The following is a 16,631-nucleotide window of genomic DNA, read 5'->3' as shown; positions in this document are numbered from 1 at the left end:
TGAAACTACCTACCTGCGGCTTCTAGTGAGCCGGCCGAGGTGATTTCGTGACCCTAGATCCCGCTAACTGGTCCCTGACCACCAGTATTATATTGCTCTGTACAGCAGCTACAGTTATCGGCGTGTGTGGCGTGAAGTTGACGCACCGCGCCGAAATCCTCGCCCAGTGTACAGGAATGGGCCAGGCCATCATGGGCACCCTGTTTCTCGGGATGATCACTTCCGTCGCTGGAGTCATCACCTCGATAAATGCGGCCTGGCAGGGGGCGGGGGAGCTGGCTGTCAGTAACGCCATCGGTGGCATCGCCGCGCAGACTACCTTTCTTGTATTCGCCGACATAGTCTACCGGCGCGCCAACCTGGAACACGCCGCGGCCTCCGAACAAAACCTGTTTCAGACCGTGCTGGTCATGCTTATGCTGGGCCTGGCGATACTCGCCAGCGCCGGTCCCGGTTATACCATCGGTCATGTCGACCTGTTTTCTCCACTGCTATTAGCAGCCTATATTGGCGGCGTTCGCCTGTTGTCTGCCGCCGGAGACTACCCCATGTGGCAACCACGCCAGACCGCCCTGACCCAGCGCGAACCAACTGAGCGTGAGTCAGCACCTGTTGATCTCAGGCAGCTCTGGTTGACCTTCGCAGCGCTGGCCATGGTGGTGGCCGCGGCCGGCTGGGTCACCAGCCACGCCGGCATTGTCATCGCGCGGGAGTCAGGGCTGTCGCAGACAATTGTCGGCAGTCTGTTTACCGCCGTCGCCACCTCCCTTCCGGAGCTGGTTATTGCCCTCACTGCAGCCAGGCGCGGCGCTGTCACATTGGCTGTCGGCAATATTATTGGTGGGAACTCCTTCGACGTACTTTTTCTGGTCGGCTCCGATATTGCCTTCCGCCAGGGCTCTATCTACACCACCATCAACCAGCAGCAGACCTTCTGGCTGGCCATGAACATTGTCCTCAGTGCGATTATTATGATGGGGCTGCTGCGCCGCCAGGCCCACGGATCAGGAAATATCGGTTTTGAAGGGATTGCGGTACTGGCATGCTATTTCAGCGGGGTGGCATTGTTGTTCTGGGGTGGGTGAGCGCGCGTGCGGCCTGGCAGTGTTTTCCCCTCATTCCGGATATGGTGAGCCCTGTTTCCGAGTCGGGTGAGGCCGGGTAAGGGGAATTGAGTTGGCCAAGCAGTATAGTTTGAGAAAGCAGACTTGCCATTGATGCGCGATGCCATAGGCATGGTCGGTGCTTCCTGTGCAACTCTTGCCTGTCGACGACAAAGTTACGATTTCTCATTGGCGGATGGGGTTGCTGGTTATCAGCAATGACCTCTCGATTGACCTTTATCTCAGCAGGTTCTGTTCTCGGCTCGAGCCTGAAAAGGTGTGTTGCCATGATGCTCGACCGCATCGGGACTTCACTGTGCTGTAATGTCTTGTATCGGGGTGTTACGCCTTGACGAAATAAAGGAAATTCCTGGGGTTAGAGGATGAAACCACTTCTCGCTGCTGACGCGGAATCAAGCGAAGAGGCGTTAAGGGTGATCGCCCATATGCCGACCAAAAGCCTGCCGGTGCTAATGGGCAGTGACTTTGCCCGTGGACTGACAGATGCGGATTTTATGCGTATTGCTGTGTTCCTGGCCCATAAAAGCTACGGTGAGGGCGGTTGCCCCATTGGGGCGGTGATCATTGATAATTCGACCAGGCAGATCGTAGGGAAGGGGCACAATACCCTGGTTCAGGAAAATCACCCCTATAACCACGGCGAGACTGCCGCTATCAGGGATGCGGGGCGGATCGACTTCGGCCGGACAACCCTGTTTACCAGCCTGAGCCCCTGTGACGTCTGTGCGACCCTGATCTACATGCGGGGCTTCAGCCGCGTGGTAGTAGGGGATGTAACCAACGCGGCCGGCAATGAAGCGCTGCTGCGGGCAAAGGGTATCCCGGTCGATATTCTCGAGGACAGCCAGGGAGCAGGGCTTTATCGTAGATTTCGCTCCGAGAAACCTGACCTGGACCTTGAAGATTGGCGAGGGCTGGGGGCACTGCAGAAGGGACGCAATAGGCCACTGTGATAGTGGCCCTGGAAGCTCCCCGGCGATGACTGGCCGTTCAGGCAGTTTTCAGGCTTATCGACTACCCATCCAGCCAGTCCATGCGGATTTCCCTCCCCCCATTGCGAAGATTATAAGCAAGCTTATAATTGGCGCCCTTATCGGAGGGGGCATGACCGTAAACAACAATTCCGTCCAGCAAATTCCCGCTGTGGATTCCGCAACCCAGGATATAGCCGCGCAGATGAGCTTCGAGCTCCACAGCGCCGCACGCCTGCTGCGTCGCAATTTCGACCGCCGCGCCCGCGCCCATGACCTGAGCCGCTCCCGCTGGCAGGTGCTGTGGTACCTGTCGCGGGAGCAGGGTCTGAAACAGGCGGAGCTGGCCGAGCTGATGGATATTGCACCCATCAGCCTGGGGCGGCAGCTGGACAACCTGCAGGGGGAGGGGCTGGTGGAGCGCCGCCAGGACCCTGACGACCGCCGCTGTTTCCGCATTTTCCTGACCCGGGCGGCGGAGCCGGCACTGCAGGTGCTGCGGGGACTGGCCCAGCAGGCCCGTGCCCAGGCCCTGGACGGGTTCTCCACCGAGGAAGTGATACAGCTGCAGGGCCTGCTCAGCCGTCTGCGGGACAACCTGACGCGCGAGGAGAAGTGAGGTGGTAAAGAAACTGGAGCAAGTGGCCGGCAGGCTGGCCGAGCGCGCGCCGCGCCGCTTCGGGGTGCGCCAGGCGGGATTTGCCGCGGGCATCCTGGTGGCGCTGCTGGTGGCCGGCTGGTGCCTGTTCGGCGGCGGCAGCACCGTCGAGACCGAGAACGCCTATATCAAGGCCGACAAGATCGCGCTGGCGCCCGAGGTCAGCGGTGTTATCTCTATCGTTGCGGTGCGTCCCAACCAGCCGGTGAAGCGCGGCGAGTTGCTGCTGAAGCTGGACGACACCCCCTTCCGCCTGGCGGTGGAAGAGGCCGAGGCGCACCTGGCCCAGGTGCGCAACCAGCTGCTGGCCCGCCGTGCCGAGTACGCGGAGGCCGAGGCAGCGGTGGAGCAGGCGCGCAAGGATGCCGACTTCCTCCGGCGCCAGCTGGAGCGCAATGAGAAGCTGGGTAGCAAGGCGCTGTCCGAGGCGGAGCTGGACGAGTCGCGCCAGAAACTGGAACACGCCCGCGCCCAGATCTCCATCAATACCGAGAAGCTTTCCAGCCTGCGTGCGGAGCTGGGCGGCAACCCGATGATCCCGCTTGAGGAGCAGGCGGATCTCAAGGTTGCCCAGGCCAAGCTGGACAAGGCCCGCTACCAGCTGTCCCGCACCGAAATTACCGCCCCGGCCGATGGCCTGATCGCCAACGATGTGCCCCAGGTTGGGGAGATGGCCCCCGCCGGGGTGAGCCTGGTCAGTATGCTGGGGGGCGAGGGCATGTGGGTCGAGGCCAACCTGAAAGAGACCCAGCTGGCGCGCGTGCGTGCCGGGCAGCAGGCGGAAGTCACCCTGGATGCCTACCCGGGCTTTACCTGGCAGGCGCAGGTGGACAGCTTGAGCCCGGCCAGCGGCAGCGAGTTCGCGCTGATCCCGCCGCAGAATGCCAGCGGCAACTGGGTCAAGGTGGTGCAGCGGGTGCCAGTGCGCCTGCGCCTCTACCCGGCCAAGGACTCCCCGACCCTGCGCGCCGGTATGAGCGCCGAGGTCACCATCGACACCAGCGAGGACGACAAGCTGGTTTCCGCCCGCGTTTCCGGGGGTGACGGCAGCCGCGTTGTCCTGTCGGAATGACGGAAACCCGCCGCAGACTGATCACCGTGAGCATCATGCTGGCAACGGTGATCCAGGTACTGGATACCACCATTGCCAATGTGGCCCTGCCGCATATGCAGGGCAGCCTGGGCGCGGGCAGCGACCAGATCAGCTGGGTGCTCACTTCCTATATCGTGGCGGCGGCGATCATGACGTTGCCGGTAGGCTACCTGTCCCAGCGCTATGGCCGGCGCAAGCTGTTCCTGTGGTCGATAACCGGGTTTACCCTGGCGTCGATGCTGTGCGGCCAGGCGGGCAGCCTCAATGAGATGATCCTGTGGCGCCTGGTGCAGGGCGTTTTCGGCGCCGCCCTGGTGCCGCTGTCCCAGGCCACGCTGCTGGATACCTACCCGCCCGAGCGGCACGCCTCCGCCATGAGCCTGTGGGGCGTGGGGGTAATGCTGGGACCCATCCTGGGGCCCACCCTGGGCGGCTGGCTCACCGAGTACTACTCCTGGCGCTGGGTCTTCTACATCAACCTGCCCCTGGGCATCCTGTCCCTGGTGGGGGTCTATCTATATTTGCCCGGGGGCAAAACCGAAAAACCGCGCTTCGACGCCCTGGGTTTCGGCCTGCTGGCGCTGGCCGTGGGGGCGCTGCAGATGCTGCTGGATCGCGGTGAGCAGGTGCACTGGTTCGAGTCCCTGGAAATCCAGCTGTACGCCATCGCCGCGGCGCTGGGGCTGTACCTGTTTGTGGTGCACTCCATGACCAGCCGCAGCCCCTTCCTGTCGCCGGGCCTGTTCCGCGACCGCAACTATGTCTCCGGGCTCGCCTTCATTTTTGTGGTGGGCATCATCCTGCTGGCCACCATGGCGCTGCTGCCGTCTTACCTGCAACAGTGGAAAGGCTACCCGGTGGTGGCCACCGGCATGATCCTGATGCCCCGCGGGGTGGGGGTCATGCTGGCGATGCTGGTGGTGGGGCGACTGCTGAAGTATATCGACGGGCGGCTGCTGATCCTGGTGGGCATGGTGCTGGTGAGCCTGTCCCTGTGGCAGATGGCCGGGTTCAACCTGCAGGTGGGCCAGCGCGCCCTGGTGACCACCGGCGTGCTGCAGGGGTTCGGCCTGGGGATGGTGTTTGTGCCCATCTCCACGCTCGCCTACGCCACCCTGCCGGGCCATCTGCGCGGCGAGGCCACGGCGCTGTTCAGCCTGTCGCGCAACCTGGGCAGCAGTGTCGGCGTGTCGATCGTGATGGCGGTGCTGACCCGCAACCTGTGGATCAACCAGCAGCAGCTGGCGGAACGGGTGCAGGTGCCGGGGGGCATGCTGTCCGGCACGCCGTCTGCGGAGCAGCTGATGGCGGTGCCGCAGGCACTGGTGAACGAGATTTCCCGGCAGGCGGCGGAAATTGCCTACGTGAATGATTTCCAGATGCTGATGTGGATCAACCTGGCGGCCATGCCGCTGGTATTGCTGCTGACCAACCCGGGACGGGAGCCGCAGGCGGCCTGATAGGGTTGGGGTTTGTGACGAACTGCGGGGGATCCTGAACCGGGGCGAACTTGAGGTTCGCCCCTACGAATCACCAGCACTGAGTCGGCGAAGCTTGTGTTCGCCTGGTTGTGCGTTTGCCGCCCGGCGCTCCGCCGGACGGTCGCAGCCAGCGGCCGCTCCTACGCCACCATTGCCACTGTTATCGCGCCGGGACAACCAGGTAGGATTGGGCCGCGTAGGGGCGAACCTTGTGTTCGCCCGGTAATGCGGCCGCGTGGAAGGGGTTATTCGACCCGCTGCCAGCTCTGGGTGCGGTAGAAGAAGCCCAGGTAGCCGCGCACCTTGAGGGTGTTGCCCTCGCGCCACATCTTGCAGTCGTAGACCTTGCCCTTTGTGGGGTCGAGGATCTGCCCGCCCTCGTAAATATCGCCTTTCTTGACCATGCCGGTGATCACGTTCATACCGACAATCGGCTTGCCCTGGCGCTCACCCGGGCACTTGTCGCACAGGGTGTCGTCGGGCTTCATCAGCAGGTCCACCACGCGACCGTAATAGCGGCCATTACTCTCGTAGATTTCCACGATGGACTTGGGCTGCCCGGTCTCGTCGTCGATGGTGCGCCACTTGCCCGTTACTTCGGCGGCGGTGGCGCTGAACGCGAAGAGCAGGCCGGCGGCGAAGGTCAGCAGACTTCTCATCATCTTTCTATACCCGTGATTGTTGCTTCAGGTGACCACCATCTTACAACAGGTCACCACAGGAGCAGGAATCTGTTTTCAGTTTAGCTGCCAGCGGAGCATCCTGTTTGCCCGGGTTCAGGAAGAACAGCTGATGGGCATGTGTTTGCCCGAGTCCGGCGGGGCGGCGGCCCAGGTCTCGTGGTCCGGGTGTTCGTCGAACGGCGCCTGCAGCAGCCCGAACAGGGTCTCCAGGGGCCGGAAATCATTGTTGCCGGCGGCATCGATCACTTTCTGTGCCAGGTAATTGCGCAGGATGTACTTGGGGTTGGCCGCCAGCATGGCGCGGTTACGGCTGCGGCTGTCGCGCTGTTCGTGGGCCAGCCGCTGGTCGTAGTGGTTGAGCCAGTGATCCAGGGCCTCGTGCTGCGCCACCGGGATCAGCTCCTGCAGTGCTGCGGGCGGGCGTTCACCCCGGTAGTGGGCCAGTGCGCGAAAGAACAGGGTGTAATCGGCACCGGCCTGCTCCAGCAGTTGCAGCAGTTGTGCGCACAGTTGCTGGTCGGCATCATCGGCGCTCTCCAGCCCCAGTTTGCTGCGCATGCGCGCCGCGTATTCCTCGATCAGCAGCGGCTGGAATTCCTCCAGGCAGTCCTTCAGCGTATCGGCGCTGACAAAGTCCGAAAAGGCGTGGGCCAGGGCGTTCAGGTTCCACAGCACGACACCGGGCTGCTGCTCGAAGGCGTAGCGGCCGGTGTGGTCCGAGTGGTTGCAGATAAAACCGGGTTCGTAATCGTCGAGGAAACCGTAGGGGCCGAAGTCGAAGGTATCACCGATAATCGACATATTGTCGGTGTTCAGTACCCCATGGGCGAAACCCACTGCCTGCCAGCCGGCGGCCACCTCGGCGCTGCGGCGGGTGGCGAAGCGCAGCAGGGCCTCGGCCTGCTCTGCGGCGGGCAAATCGACTGCTTCGGGCAGGAAGCGCGCACAGGTGAATTCCACCAGCCGGTGGAGCGCCTCCAGTTGCCTGGTGTAGAACAGGTACTCGAAGTGGCCGAAGCGGACATGGGACTCCGCTACGCGGATGAGCATGGCGCCGGTCTCGATCTGCTCGCGGGCCACCGGTTCGTCGCTGCCGACAATGCACAGGGCGCGGGTGGTGGGGATGCCCAGCCCGTGCAGGGCCTCTCCAGCCAGGTATTCGCGAATGGTGGAGCGCAACACCGCGCGGCCGTCACCGAAGCGCGAATAGGGTGTCTTGCCGGCGCCTTTCAGGTGCAGTTCCCAGAGCCGGCCATCGTGTTCCACCTCGCCGAGCAGCAGGGCGCGGCCATCCCCCAGGTCCGGGTTGTAAACGCCGAACTGGTGGCCGGTATATTTCATCGCGAATGGCCGGCTGCCGTGGAACAGGCGCTTGCCACAGCCGAGCTCCGCCCACGCGGGATTACCGGCCTCGGCCGGGTCGATGCCCAGCCGCGCCATCACCGCCGGGTTGGCGTGGATAAGGTGCGGGCGCTCGAATGGGGCGGGATCGACCCGGCTGCCGAAGGCGTCGCCGAGATCCGCAAAGTGATGGCTGAGGGTGACCTGGTCCAGTTTTTTCATAGTGCCTTTAATTGTAGGGCTCCAGTAGCAGCCCCGGCGAACGTGACTGCCAGTGCTCCGCTTCCTGGTACAGCAGGTCCTCGATCGCCGGATTGCTTTCCAGCCACTGCCGGGACAGGCGCAGGCGGTAGTGTTCCCCGCCCGCACTGAGTTCCACGCCATCGAGGTCGTGGTCGGCGTGGTCGCGGTGCACGATACAGGCCAGTCGCAGGCACAACAACAGGTCGGGATTGGGGTGGAAGCCGTAATGCTCGCGCGGCGGCTTGATGCGCCCGCGCTGGTTGCGCACCAGGTGCGCCAGGTGCTCCTGCTCACTGCGCCCAAACCCGGCCAGGTCCGCCTTCTCGATCATATAGGCCCCCAGCTTGCGGGAATTGCTGTGGGACAGTGCCAGGCCCAGCTCGTGTAACTGTGCCGCCCACTGCAGGCGCCGCCGCTGGTCGTGGGGGCATTCCGGGCGCAGCATCAGCAGCAGGTCCTCGGCGGTATTCACCACGCGGCGTGCCTGGTCCGGGTCTATCTGCCCCCGCTGCATCATATCCGCGACGGTATCCGCGCGGCGGTCGCCGCCGTGCAGGCGCCCGGCCAGGTCGTGGACGATGCCCTCGCGGATCGCGTAGGGCGAAACCCGCATGCGCTCGATATCCAGCTCGCGGAACACCGCCAGCAGGATCGCCAGGCCGGCGGCGAATACCGGGCGGCGCTCCTCGTCGAAGTCCGGCAGGTCCAGGTCGGCGACGGTCTTGCAGGCTGCCACGCGTTCTGCCAGCCCCTCCAGCGCGTCGCGCTCGATGTCGAGCAGTTCGCCATTGTTCAGCACCCGCGCCACCGCCTTGATGGTGCCCGAGGCACCGATGGCCTCGGCGTTTTCGGCGAAGTGGCGCAGGCCCTGGAGTTCGGCGCTGGCGGCGCGGCGCGCGCGGGTAAAGCTGTTTTTCCTGGCGGCGTCTATTTTGCCGTCGGCAAAGAAGCGGCGGTTGTAGGCCACGCAACCCATGTAGAGACTCTGCAATTCATGGGGTACTTCGCGCCCGCGCACCAGTTCTGTGGAGCCGCCGCCAATATCCACTGCGCAGCGCAATCGTGGCGGGCCATCCGCGGCGGCGATGACGCCGGAGTAGATTAGCCGCGCTTCCTCGATACCGCTGATAATGTCAATCGGAACCCCTAGAATCGCCTCGGCCCGCTCCATAAAGCCATCGGCATTGCTGGCGGCGCGCAGGGTGTTGGTGCCGACTACCCGCACATGGTCCACAGGCAATTGTTCCAGCACCGGGCGGAATCTCTGCATGGCTGCCAGGGCGCGTTCGGCCACCTCCGGGTCCAGGTTGCGCTCGTCGTCCAGCCCCGCGGCGAGCCGTACCATGGCGCGGTCGGTATGCAGGCGCACCATGCGCTGGTCGCGGAATTCGGCCAGCAACAGGTGGAAGCTGTTGGAGCCGAGATCCAGTGCCGCGTAGCGTTCGGCGTCATGCAGCATTATTGTTCCTGTCAAAAAATTGTCATCTGAATGTAGCAAACTGCCCTACTATTATCCGGCGATACAATAAAACCGGGCCCGCCGTCACCTGCGAGCATTGCCAGTGGAGCCGGGCAGAATAATCGCTGTACGTAAAATACTGGCGCAGATACGCGAGCGGGGCAATGTGGATAGAGCTACAGGGTAGCGGGGGGCCTTTGCATCCGCCGCATCCATTCATTGCATCCACCGCATCCGCCGGGCCGTATCATCTCAGTCGCCCAAAAGAATCTAGCAAGTGGTACATGGTTAACAATACACCGGTATATCCCAAAGAGCTAAGCTGGCTCTCCTTCAATGAGCGCGTCCTGCAGGAGGTGGAGGACGAGCGCGTACCCATTATCGAGCGGGTGCGCTTCCTGGGTATTTTCTCCAGTAACCTGGACGAATTCTATCGTGTGCGGGTTGCCGATGTGCGGCGGGTAGCGACTTTTGCCAAGAGCGCAAAAAAGAAGCAGTATTTTTCCGAGCTGCTGGCCAGTATCAATGAGAGGGTACTGCGCCTGCAAAGGCGCTCATACGCTGCCTATACCAAGGTGCTCTCGGACCTGGGACAGCATAATATCCACCTGGTCAGCGAGAACCAGCTGACAGACAAACAGCGCACGTTCGTGGAGGAGTATTTTCACAGCGAGGTGCTGCCGGAGCTGGAGCCCTTCTTTATCGATGACCGGGAAAATATGCCGCTGCTGAATGAGGCGAGTATTTACTTCGCTATTTACTTAAAGCTGAAAGATGGTAGTGAGCGTTTCGCGGCCCTGGAGATCCCTACTGATACACTGCCACGGTTTGTGGTGATCCCGCCGCGGGAAGGACATCACGAAAAGGTTTATATCGTCCTCGATAATATCATCCGTGCCTGCCTGGTGGATGTTTTCCGCTATGTACTGCCCATCGAGCGTGCGGAAGCCTTCATGTTCAAGATCAGTCGCGATGCGGAACTCGAGCTGAGTGAGGAAATCACGCAGAATATCGTCGCGCGTGTGGCCAAGTCCCTGAAAAAACGCAAGCAGGCGGACCCGGTACGGATGGCTTACGATGCGGCCATGCCGGAAGTGGTATTCAACCTGGTGAAGAAAAAGCTGCGGATGGGCAGCTTTGACAGCTATACCCCGGGCGGGCGCTACCATAATTCCAAGGATTTCATGAAATTCCCGGCGGAATCTGCCCGGCATCGCTACAAGCCGCTGCAACCACTCGAGACCCTGCCGGAAAAGGAGAGTGTCTTCGGGCTGCTGAATGTCCGTGACCAGTTGCTCTACTATCCGTACCACGACTTCCGGGCGATCAGCAACCTGCTGATTTCCGCGGCCATCGACCCCCAGGTAAGGGAGATTCGCATCAACCTCTATCGGGTGGCCAGCAATTCCCGTGTGGTGGCCGCACTGATCAATGCGGTGCGCAATAACAAGCGCGTCGTGGCGGTGGTGGAGCTGCAGGCACGTTTCGATGAACTGGCCAATATTCACTGGTCCAACGAACTGCGTGATGCCGGTGTCGAGGTGATATACGGGGTGCCAGGGCTGAAAGTGCACTGCAAGCTGATCTCGATCCTGCGGGAGGAAAACGGCCAGCAACGATTCTACAGTCACCTGGGCACAGGCAACTTCAATGAGAGCACCGCGCGCGTCTACTGCGATTTCAGCCTGTTGACCAGTGACCAGAGGCTGGGGCAGGACGTGTACAACGTGTTCGAGTTCATCCAGTACACACACCAGCGTCCCGAGTACCGGCATATTGCCGTGTCACCCTATACCAACCGGCCGGCGTTGCTGTACGCCATTGACCGGGAAATCCAGGCTGCCGAGCGCGGTGAGCGAGCCGAACTGTTTTTCAAGTGCAACAACCTGGTGGACAGCGAAATCATCGCGCGGCTCTACCGTGCCAGTGGTGCCGGTGTGCGCATTCGCCTGATTGTGCGCAGCATGTGCTCACTGGTCTGCGAGACGCCGGGCCTGTCTGACAATATCGAGGTGATCAGCCTGGTGGACAAATACCTGGAGCATGCACGGGTGTATATGTTCCACAACGGCGGCGAGGAAGAAGTGTGGCTGTCGTCCGCAGACCTGATGACCCGTAACCTGGATCACCGGGTAGAGGTCACCTTCCCCATCTGGGACCAGAAGCATCGTGATACGGTGCGGGAGATCATGGAGTTGCAGTGGCGTGACAACCGCAAGGCCCGGATACTCGACCGCGACCAGAGCAACACCCGAATCGCCGGCCACGGTGCCCGTGGCTGCCGGGCGCAGGATTCGGTCTATCGCTTCCTGAAGAAAGCCCAGGACAGGCTGCCGCTATCGACTGAAGCCGACCAGGTGGCCGCGACTGAATGAGAAGCGGTAACGCTTGCCCACTTTCAGCCGGTCGCTGCACTTCGACTGGATCGTGATACGGGGGTACTGAGGGGTGACCACCCAGGTGCTGAATTCATTGCCGGGGCCGCGCTCGATCAGCCAGTAGTGATCCCCCGCCGCGCAGTCGCCGGAGGCACCGCACTTGCCGTAGCCCCATACGTAGGCGTAAACGTCATACTGGGCGGGGTGTTCACTGGTTTCCACGAAGGGAGTATCCCGGTCGCCGGTGGTGCGATACAGGCGGGAGAAGCTGACCTTGCGGAAGCCACGCGCCGGGGCGTCACAGCTGGTGGTGTGCTGCTTGGCCACCACCCGCGCATGCCCGCGGTCGCTTTTCTTGCCGCCATTCAGCTCGCTGGGCAGGTAACCGCAGCCGGGACCAGCCACTGCCATGATGCCAACCAATAATGCCGCGCCGTAAAACTGCACAGTCAACTCCTGGTACGGTTTAGATGCGGGGCGCCTCCCGGGAGAGCCCTGTCCCTTTCACTATAGCCGCTACCGGGTGCTGTTATTGCGCCTTCGCTTTCTTGCCGGAGCGACGCCTGAAGCGCCATTTGCGGCGGTAGGGGAAGGCGCTTTCGATATGGCCGTCGCGGATGCGGTCCTGCAGGCGCTGCCAGTAGCGGTAGTCGTAGAGGTCGCTGTGCTGTCTCTCGAACGCCTTCCGCGCAAAAGGGTTGCCGGAGAAAAACAGCCGGAATTCCTCCGGGAATACGTCTGCTTCGGCCACGGTATACCAGGGCTGGTCAGACAACTCCTGCTCTGCGGTCTGGGGTTCCGGAATCTTGCGGAAGTTGCATTCGGTCAGCGGGCACAGCTCGTCGTAGTCGTAGAACACCACCCGGCCGTGGCGAGTGACGCCAAAGTTTTTCAACAACATATCACCCGGGAAGATATTGGCGGCCGCCAGCTGCTTGATGGCGTTGCCGTACTCCTCCATGGCCTCGCGTACCTCCTCATCACTGGCGTCTTGCAGGTAGAGGTTGAGTGGCTCCATGCGCCGCTCCACATACAGGTGCTTGATGATCACCCATTTGTCGTCGATCTGCAGCTTGGAGGGAGCCAGCTCCTGCAGCTCTTCCAGCAGCTCGTCGCTGAAGCGGTTGCGGTAAAAAATGAAATTGGTGTATTCCTGGGTATCCGCCATGCGCCCGACCCGGTCTGACCGGGATACGAACTTGTACTTGTCCTTGACGATTTCCTCGGTGACCGTCTTGGGCCGGTCGAACCTGTCCTTGATGACCTTGAATACTACCGGGTAGGAGGGGAGCGTAAATACGCTCATCACCATGCCCTTGATCCCCGGGGCAATGATGAACTTGTCATTGCTCACCTTCATATGGGCCAGGATATGGCGATAGAACTCGGTCTTGCCGTGCTTGTGGAAGCCGATGGAGTTATACAGCTCCGAGCGCTCCTTGAGTGGCATGATGGTGGAGAGGAAACGCACGAATCGCGACGGGATGGGGGCGTCCACCATGAAGTAGGAGCGGGTGAAACTGAAGATAATGCTGGCGGAATCGTTACTGTAGAGCACCGTGTCCACGAAAATGGCGCCGCGGCCATTGTTCAGGCACGGCAGTATCAGCGGGATCACCTCACCACCGTACATCAGCCTGCCCACCAGGTAAGCGGCCTTGTTGCGGTAGAACACCGACTCCAGCATATCCACGCGCAACTGTTTTTCATCGGTCACGTGGGAGAGTGGCCTGGCCCGCAGGGCCTCACAGATATTCTTGATATCCCGCTCTTGGTTCTCCCAGGGGATCGAAAAACCATAGTCGTTGAGGATGTCCTCGATCATGCACTCGAGGCCGTGCTTCCCGCTGTAGCTGATATAGATGCTGTAGTCCCGCAGCGGCTTGTCGTCCGGTGGCCGGGAGGGTTTCACAAACAGGTTACTGTCGTGAATATGGGCATGCTCGAACTGCTTGCAGAAAACCGAGTTGAAGAATGTCTCGGCAATTTCATAGTTGCTGTGGTTGGCGATCAGCTGGGCGAAAGTGGCGCGGGCCTCGCGCCACAGCTGCAGCATGGTGGTGTCCTTGCTGGTAACCGAGTGCACCAGCTTTACCACCTGGTTGACCTTGGTCTTGTAGAGGTCGATGCGCTCCTTGTTGGCGTGGTGGACGCCCTGCCAGGCGGCAGTCTCAAAACGTGCCTTGGCCCCCAGGGTAATATTCTGGAAGTCCGCGAAATAGGCGTCGAAGCCATTGAGGATGGTCTTGGCGATTCGCCGGGCTGTCGGGGAGTGGTTGGTCATGCACTAGACTTCGTATTTCAAGGCCATTGCCGTAGGAGCGGCCCATGGCCGCGACAGTTCCCGGTCCCGGGTGGATCGCGGCCATGGGCCGCTCCTACAAGTGATTCCTAGCCGATAGTAGCACGGTGCGCCGGAGCAGCCATTGAACGATTGGATCAGCAGCTTTGTCTTTTTCTTTGCCGTAATCGACCCAGTGGGCACGCTGCCGGTGTTTATCGCCGTGACGGCGCGGCATGCGGAATGGCAGAAGCGCAAGATCGCGATCATCGCGGTGCTGGTAGCCACCGGTATCCTGCTGTTCTTCCTGCTCGCCGGCCAGTACCTGCTGGAGACCATCGGCGTGCCCCTGTCGGCCTTCCAGGTGGCCGGCGGTGTGGTGCTGTTCCTGTTTGCCCTGACAATGATTTTCGGTGAGGGCAAGCCGGAGCAGGAAGTCGAGATCGCCAGGAGTGGCCACGAGACGGCGATATTCCCGCTGGCGGTACCTTCCATCGCCTCGCCCGGGGCCATGCTGGCGGCAGTGGTACTGACCGACAATTACCGCTTTGACCCGATCCACCAGATGCGCACCGCCACTTCAATGCTGGCGGTGCTGGGGATCGTCCTCCTGTTGCTGCTTACCGCACAGTGGATTCACCGCTGGATTGGCAATGCTGGCGCCAGTATCGTCAGTCGGGTCATGGGGCTGATCCTCGCATCGGTTGCCACCACCAATGTGCTGGTGGGAATCCAGCAGTTCTTTTCCATCTGAGTGCCGACCGCGATCCATTTACGAGCCAGCAGCCAACCTGTCAGCTTCCCACTACGCCGCCATCTTTCCGGCTGATCGCCAGCACACTGGGCCGCGGCGGCAAGGCCGGGTCATTGTCCGGCCAGCGATGCATGGGGTTGTCGAAGCTTGAGCGGCCACCGTCGGCGGGATGCTGCACGGCGATAAAAAGGGTGGTGCCATCGGGGGTGAATTCCGGCCCGCACACCTCGGCGCCCTGCGGGCAGCCAAAGAAATGTTTCGGAGCGGCGCGTAATTCACCTTCGGTGGCCATGGCCCAGAGGCCGTCATGGAAGCCGAAGTCCTCGCAGCCGTCGGTGGCAACCCACATATTGCCGGCGTGGTCGAACGCAACATTGTCCGGGTTGGCGAACCAGCCGTGCGGCGATATAGCCCCGGTCACCTGCTGGCCGTAGGCGCCGCGCTCGTTCGGGTCCTCGGCGTTGGGGTTGCCGCCGAGCAGGAAGGTATGCCAGCGGAAAATGTCGCTGGTGTGGTCGCGCTCGCCATCCCGGCCCGGCGGTACGATTTCCAGCACGTGGCCGGCGGCATTGCGTGGGCGGGGATTGGCGGCGTTGGTGTCGTCGGCGCCGCGCCTCTTGTTCTTGGTCAGCATGACGTAAGTGCAGTCGTTGACCGGGTTGGTCTCCACATCCTCCGGCCGGTCCATGGGCGTGGCGCCCAGCAGGCTGGCGGCGCGGCGGACGTCTACAAGGACGTCAGCCTGGTTGCGGAAACCGTTTTCCGGTGTCAGTGGACCCTCGCCAAAGATCAGCGGCAGCCAGCGGCCGCTGCCGTCGGCATTGAATTGCCCGGCAAACAGGGTGCCTGCCGTAAGCAGGTTGCGATTGGCCCGGTGGTTTCCGGGGCGGTAGGCCTCGGCGGAGACGAAGCGATAGACGAACTGGCCCTCGTCGTCATCACCACCATAGGCCACCACTGGCTGGCCTGGCTTGCAGGCCAGGGTAAACCCCTCGTGTTCAAAGCGTCCCAGTGTGGTCAGCTTGCGCGGGCGGGATTCCGGGTCGTAGGGATCAAATTCCACCATCCAGCCGAAGCGGTTGGGCTCATGCGGCTCGACGCCGATATCAAAGCGCGGGTCATGGTCACCCCAGTTGCGATTGTCCGGGGCAATGCCAAATGCATGGTGATTGCGGGCCTCTACCGGGTCGGCAATGGCGTCCGGGTCTCCCTGGAAAGCGCCACCGAAGCCCTCTTCGGCAATCAGTACCGTGCCCCAGGGGGTCTTGCCGCCGGCGCAGTTTCCCACGGTGCCGAACACCCGGGTGCCACTGGGGTCGGCGGCGGTCTGCAGGCGCGGGTCACCGGCGGCGGGGCCGACGATATCCATTTCGGTGCCGAGGGTGATGCGGCGGTTGTAGGGGCTGTCCAGCACTGCCTGCCAGCCAGCCGGGGTTTTCTCGATCTCCACGATGGCGTGACCACAGGCGGCCTGCTCGATGGCCACATGTTCGGCGCTCACGCCGCGGGTGGCGCTGTACTCATCGTTGTAGCCAGGAAACATCAGGTGCGGCTGGGTGTATTCGTGGTTGACGCACAACAGGCCGCGCTTGCTGCTGTCGCTGCGGCAGTGCCTGTCCCCATCCCCCGGGCCGGCGTCCTCGGCCAGTGGCATAAAGGCAATGAAGTCGTTGTTGTAACCAAAGCGTTGCTGCTGCTCTGCCGCGGTCAGCCCTTCCGGGTCGAATACACCGGCCCCCGCCTCGATGGGATCCCCCCAGCGCAGCAGCACGTCGGCGCGATAACCCTCAGGCAGGTGATGGCTGGCATCCAGGCCGTGGGGGACCTCGGTAAAAGTCAGCGAAGCCCGGTCAAGCCCGGGGCTTCGATTGCACGCTGATAGCAGGCCACTGGTGGCACCGGTTGCACCGAGGGCACCTATCGCTTTGAAGAGAGTGCGGCGGGACGGGTCTGGCGGCAGCTTTTTCATTTTGTCTCCGGCTCTTTCTGTGACAGTGACCAGGGCTCGCTGTCACAGATTTGCAACCTCATAGTAGTTTAGTGGGCATCGGAGTCTGCCAGTGTCCCGTGACAATTCAGTGAACGATCAGTGATGCCTGCGGTGCCACAATTTTCAACAAAATGTCACCCAACAGTCACGCCCGACGTCTAACCTGCGCCCCATC

13 protein-coding genes are annotated in these 16,631 nt (G+C 62.0%); 7 read left to right on the top strand and 6 right to left on the bottom strand.

Going from position 1 to position 16,631, the window contains the following annotated elements; all coding sequences use genetic code 11:
* Positions 1-47: 47 nt before the first annotated feature.
* From LVE68_RS07540 to LVE68_RS07520, 5 genes are all read left to right on the top strand, one after another.
* Positions 48-1,085 carry a sodium:calcium antiporter gene (locus LVE68_RS07540; protein ID WP_255701168.1) on the top strand — a complete coding sequence of 346 codons (1,038 nt, stop codon included), beginning with the start codon at positions 48-50 and terminating at the stop codon, positions 1,083-1,085.
* 401 nt (positions 1,086-1,486) lie between these two features.
* On the top strand, positions 1,487-2,077 hold the full coding sequence (locus LVE68_RS07535) for a nucleoside deaminase (protein WP_233006411.1): 591 nt from the start codon (positions 1,487-1,489) through the stop codon (positions 2,075-2,077).
* Between the two features lie 151 nt (positions 2,078-2,228).
* On the top strand, positions 2,229-2,714 hold the full coding sequence (locus LVE68_RS07530; protein WP_233006410.1) for a MarR family winged helix-turn-helix transcriptional regulator: 486 nt from the start codon (positions 2,229-2,231) through the stop codon (positions 2,712-2,714).
* 1 nt (position 2,715) lies between these two features.
* On the top strand, positions 2,716-3,825 hold the full coding sequence (locus LVE68_RS07525; protein WP_233006409.1) for an HlyD family secretion protein: 1,110 nt from the start codon (positions 2,716-2,718) through the stop codon (positions 3,823-3,825).
* Positions 3,822-5,306, top strand: coding sequence for a DHA2 family efflux MFS transporter permease subunit (locus LVE68_RS07520; RefSeq protein ID WP_233006408.1), 1,485 nt, complete (start codon positions 3,822-3,824; stop codon positions 5,304-5,306). The genes LVE68_RS07525 and LVE68_RS07520 overlap by 4 nt, the downstream gene beginning before the upstream one ends.
* A 266-nt stretch (positions 5,307-5,572) precedes the next feature.
* Here LVE68_RS07520 and LVE68_RS07515 read toward each other — a convergent pair whose 3' ends face one another.
* The 3 genes from LVE68_RS07515 to LVE68_RS07505 all read right to left on the bottom strand — a co-directional run bounded on the left by LVE68_RS07515 (position 5,573) and on the right by LVE68_RS07505 (position 9,053).
* Complete coding sequence (locus LVE68_RS07515; RefSeq protein ID WP_233006407.1) at positions 5,573-5,989, bottom strand: DUF2147 domain-containing protein; 417 nt, start codon at positions 5,987-5,989, stop codon at positions 5,573-5,575.
* 114 nt (positions 5,990-6,103) lie between these two features.
* On the bottom strand, positions 6,104-7,573 hold the full coding sequence (locus LVE68_RS07510) for a protein adenylyltransferase SelO (RefSeq protein ID WP_233006406.1): 1,470 nt from the start codon (positions 7,571-7,573) through the stop codon (positions 6,104-6,106).
* Between the two features lie 7 nt (positions 7,574-7,580).
* Positions 7,581-9,053, bottom strand: a complete 1,473-nt coding sequence (locus LVE68_RS07505) for a Ppx/GppA phosphatase family protein (protein ID WP_233006405.1) — start codon at positions 9,051-9,053, stop codon at positions 7,581-7,583.
* Positions 9,054-9,337: 284 nt separating this feature from the next.
* Between LVE68_RS07505 and ppk1 the strand changes: the two genes are divergently transcribed.
* Entirely contained in the window at positions 9,338-11,428 is a 2,091-nt protein-coding gene (ppk1, locus tag LVE68_RS07500; protein ID WP_233006404.1) for a polyphosphate kinase 1, read from the top strand.
* On the opposite strand, the gene LVE68_RS07495 is transcribed toward ppk1, so the two are convergent.
* Complete coding sequence (locus LVE68_RS07495) at positions 11,390-11,878, bottom strand: hypothetical protein (RefSeq protein ID WP_233006403.1); 489 nt, start codon at positions 11,876-11,878, stop codon at positions 11,390-11,392. The genes ppk1 and LVE68_RS07495 overlap by 39 nt on opposite strands.
* Before the next feature lie 82 nt (positions 11,879-11,960).
* Positions 11,961-13,715 (bottom strand): bifunctional isocitrate dehydrogenase kinase/phosphatase, encoded by a 1,755-nt coding sequence (gene aceK / locus LVE68_RS07490; RefSeq protein WP_233006402.1) that lies wholly within the window; start codon positions 13,713-13,715, stop codon positions 11,961-11,963.
* A 142-nt stretch (positions 13,716-13,857) separates the two neighbouring features.
* On the opposite strand from aceK, the gene LVE68_RS07485 reads away from it, so the two are divergent.
* The gene (locus LVE68_RS07485; protein ID WP_233006401.1) at positions 13,858-14,466 is read left to right on the top strand and encodes a MarC family protein; all 609 of its coding nucleotides are present in this window, start codon (positions 13,858-13,860) and stop codon (positions 14,464-14,466) included.
* 40 nt (positions 14,467-14,506) lie between these two features.
* Here the strand turns inward: LVE68_RS07485 and LVE68_RS07480 are convergent, their stop codons facing one another.
* A complete protein-coding gene (locus LVE68_RS07480) occupies positions 14,507-16,435 on the bottom strand; it encodes a PhoX family protein (protein WP_233006400.1) in 1,929 nt (642 codons plus the stop codon).
* Positions 16,436-16,631: the final 196 nt, after the last annotated feature.

The sequence above is a fragment of the Microbulbifer sp. YPW16 genome (assembly GCF_021290385.1).
GTDB lineage: Bacteria > Pseudomonadota > Gammaproteobacteria > Pseudomonadales > Cellvibrionaceae > Microbulbifer > Microbulbifer zhoushanensis.
Note: the sequence above shows the minus strand (reverse complement) of the source record. Positions and strands in the feature narration are given on the sequence as shown.

Coding starts and splice junctions, on each gene's coding strand:
- ppk1 (WP_233006404.1), top strand. CDS start 9,338: ATGGTTAACAATACACCGGTATATCCCAAAGAGCTAAGCTGGCTCTCC.
- LVE68_RS07530 (WP_233006410.1), top strand. CDS start 2,229: ATGACCGTAAACAACAATTCCGTCCAGCAAATTCCCGCTGTGGATTCC.
- aceK (WP_233006402.1), bottom strand. CDS start 13,715: ATGACCAACCACTCCCCGACAGCCCGGCGAATCGCCAAGACCATCCTC.
- LVE68_RS07510 (WP_233006406.1), bottom strand. CDS start 7,573: ATGAAAAAACTGGACCAGGTCACCCTCAGCCATCACTTTGCGGATCTC.
- LVE68_RS07505 (WP_233006405.1), bottom strand. CDS start 9,053: ATGCTGCATGACGCCGAACGCTACGCGGCACTGGATCTCGGCTCCAAC.
- LVE68_RS07515 (WP_233006407.1), bottom strand. CDS start 5,989: ATGATGAGAAGTCTGCTGACCTTCGCCGCCGGCCTGCTCTTCGCGTTC.
- LVE68_RS07480 (WP_233006400.1), bottom strand. CDS start 16,435: ATGAAAAAGCTGCCGCCAGACCCGTCCCGCCGCACTCTCTTCAAAGCG.
- LVE68_RS07520 (WP_233006408.1), top strand. CDS start 3,822: ATGACGGAAACCCGCCGCAGACTGATCACCGTGAGCATCATGCTGGCA.
- LVE68_RS07535 (WP_233006411.1), top strand. CDS start 1,487: ATGAAACCACTTCTCGCTGCTGACGCGGAATCAAGCGAAGAGGCGTTA.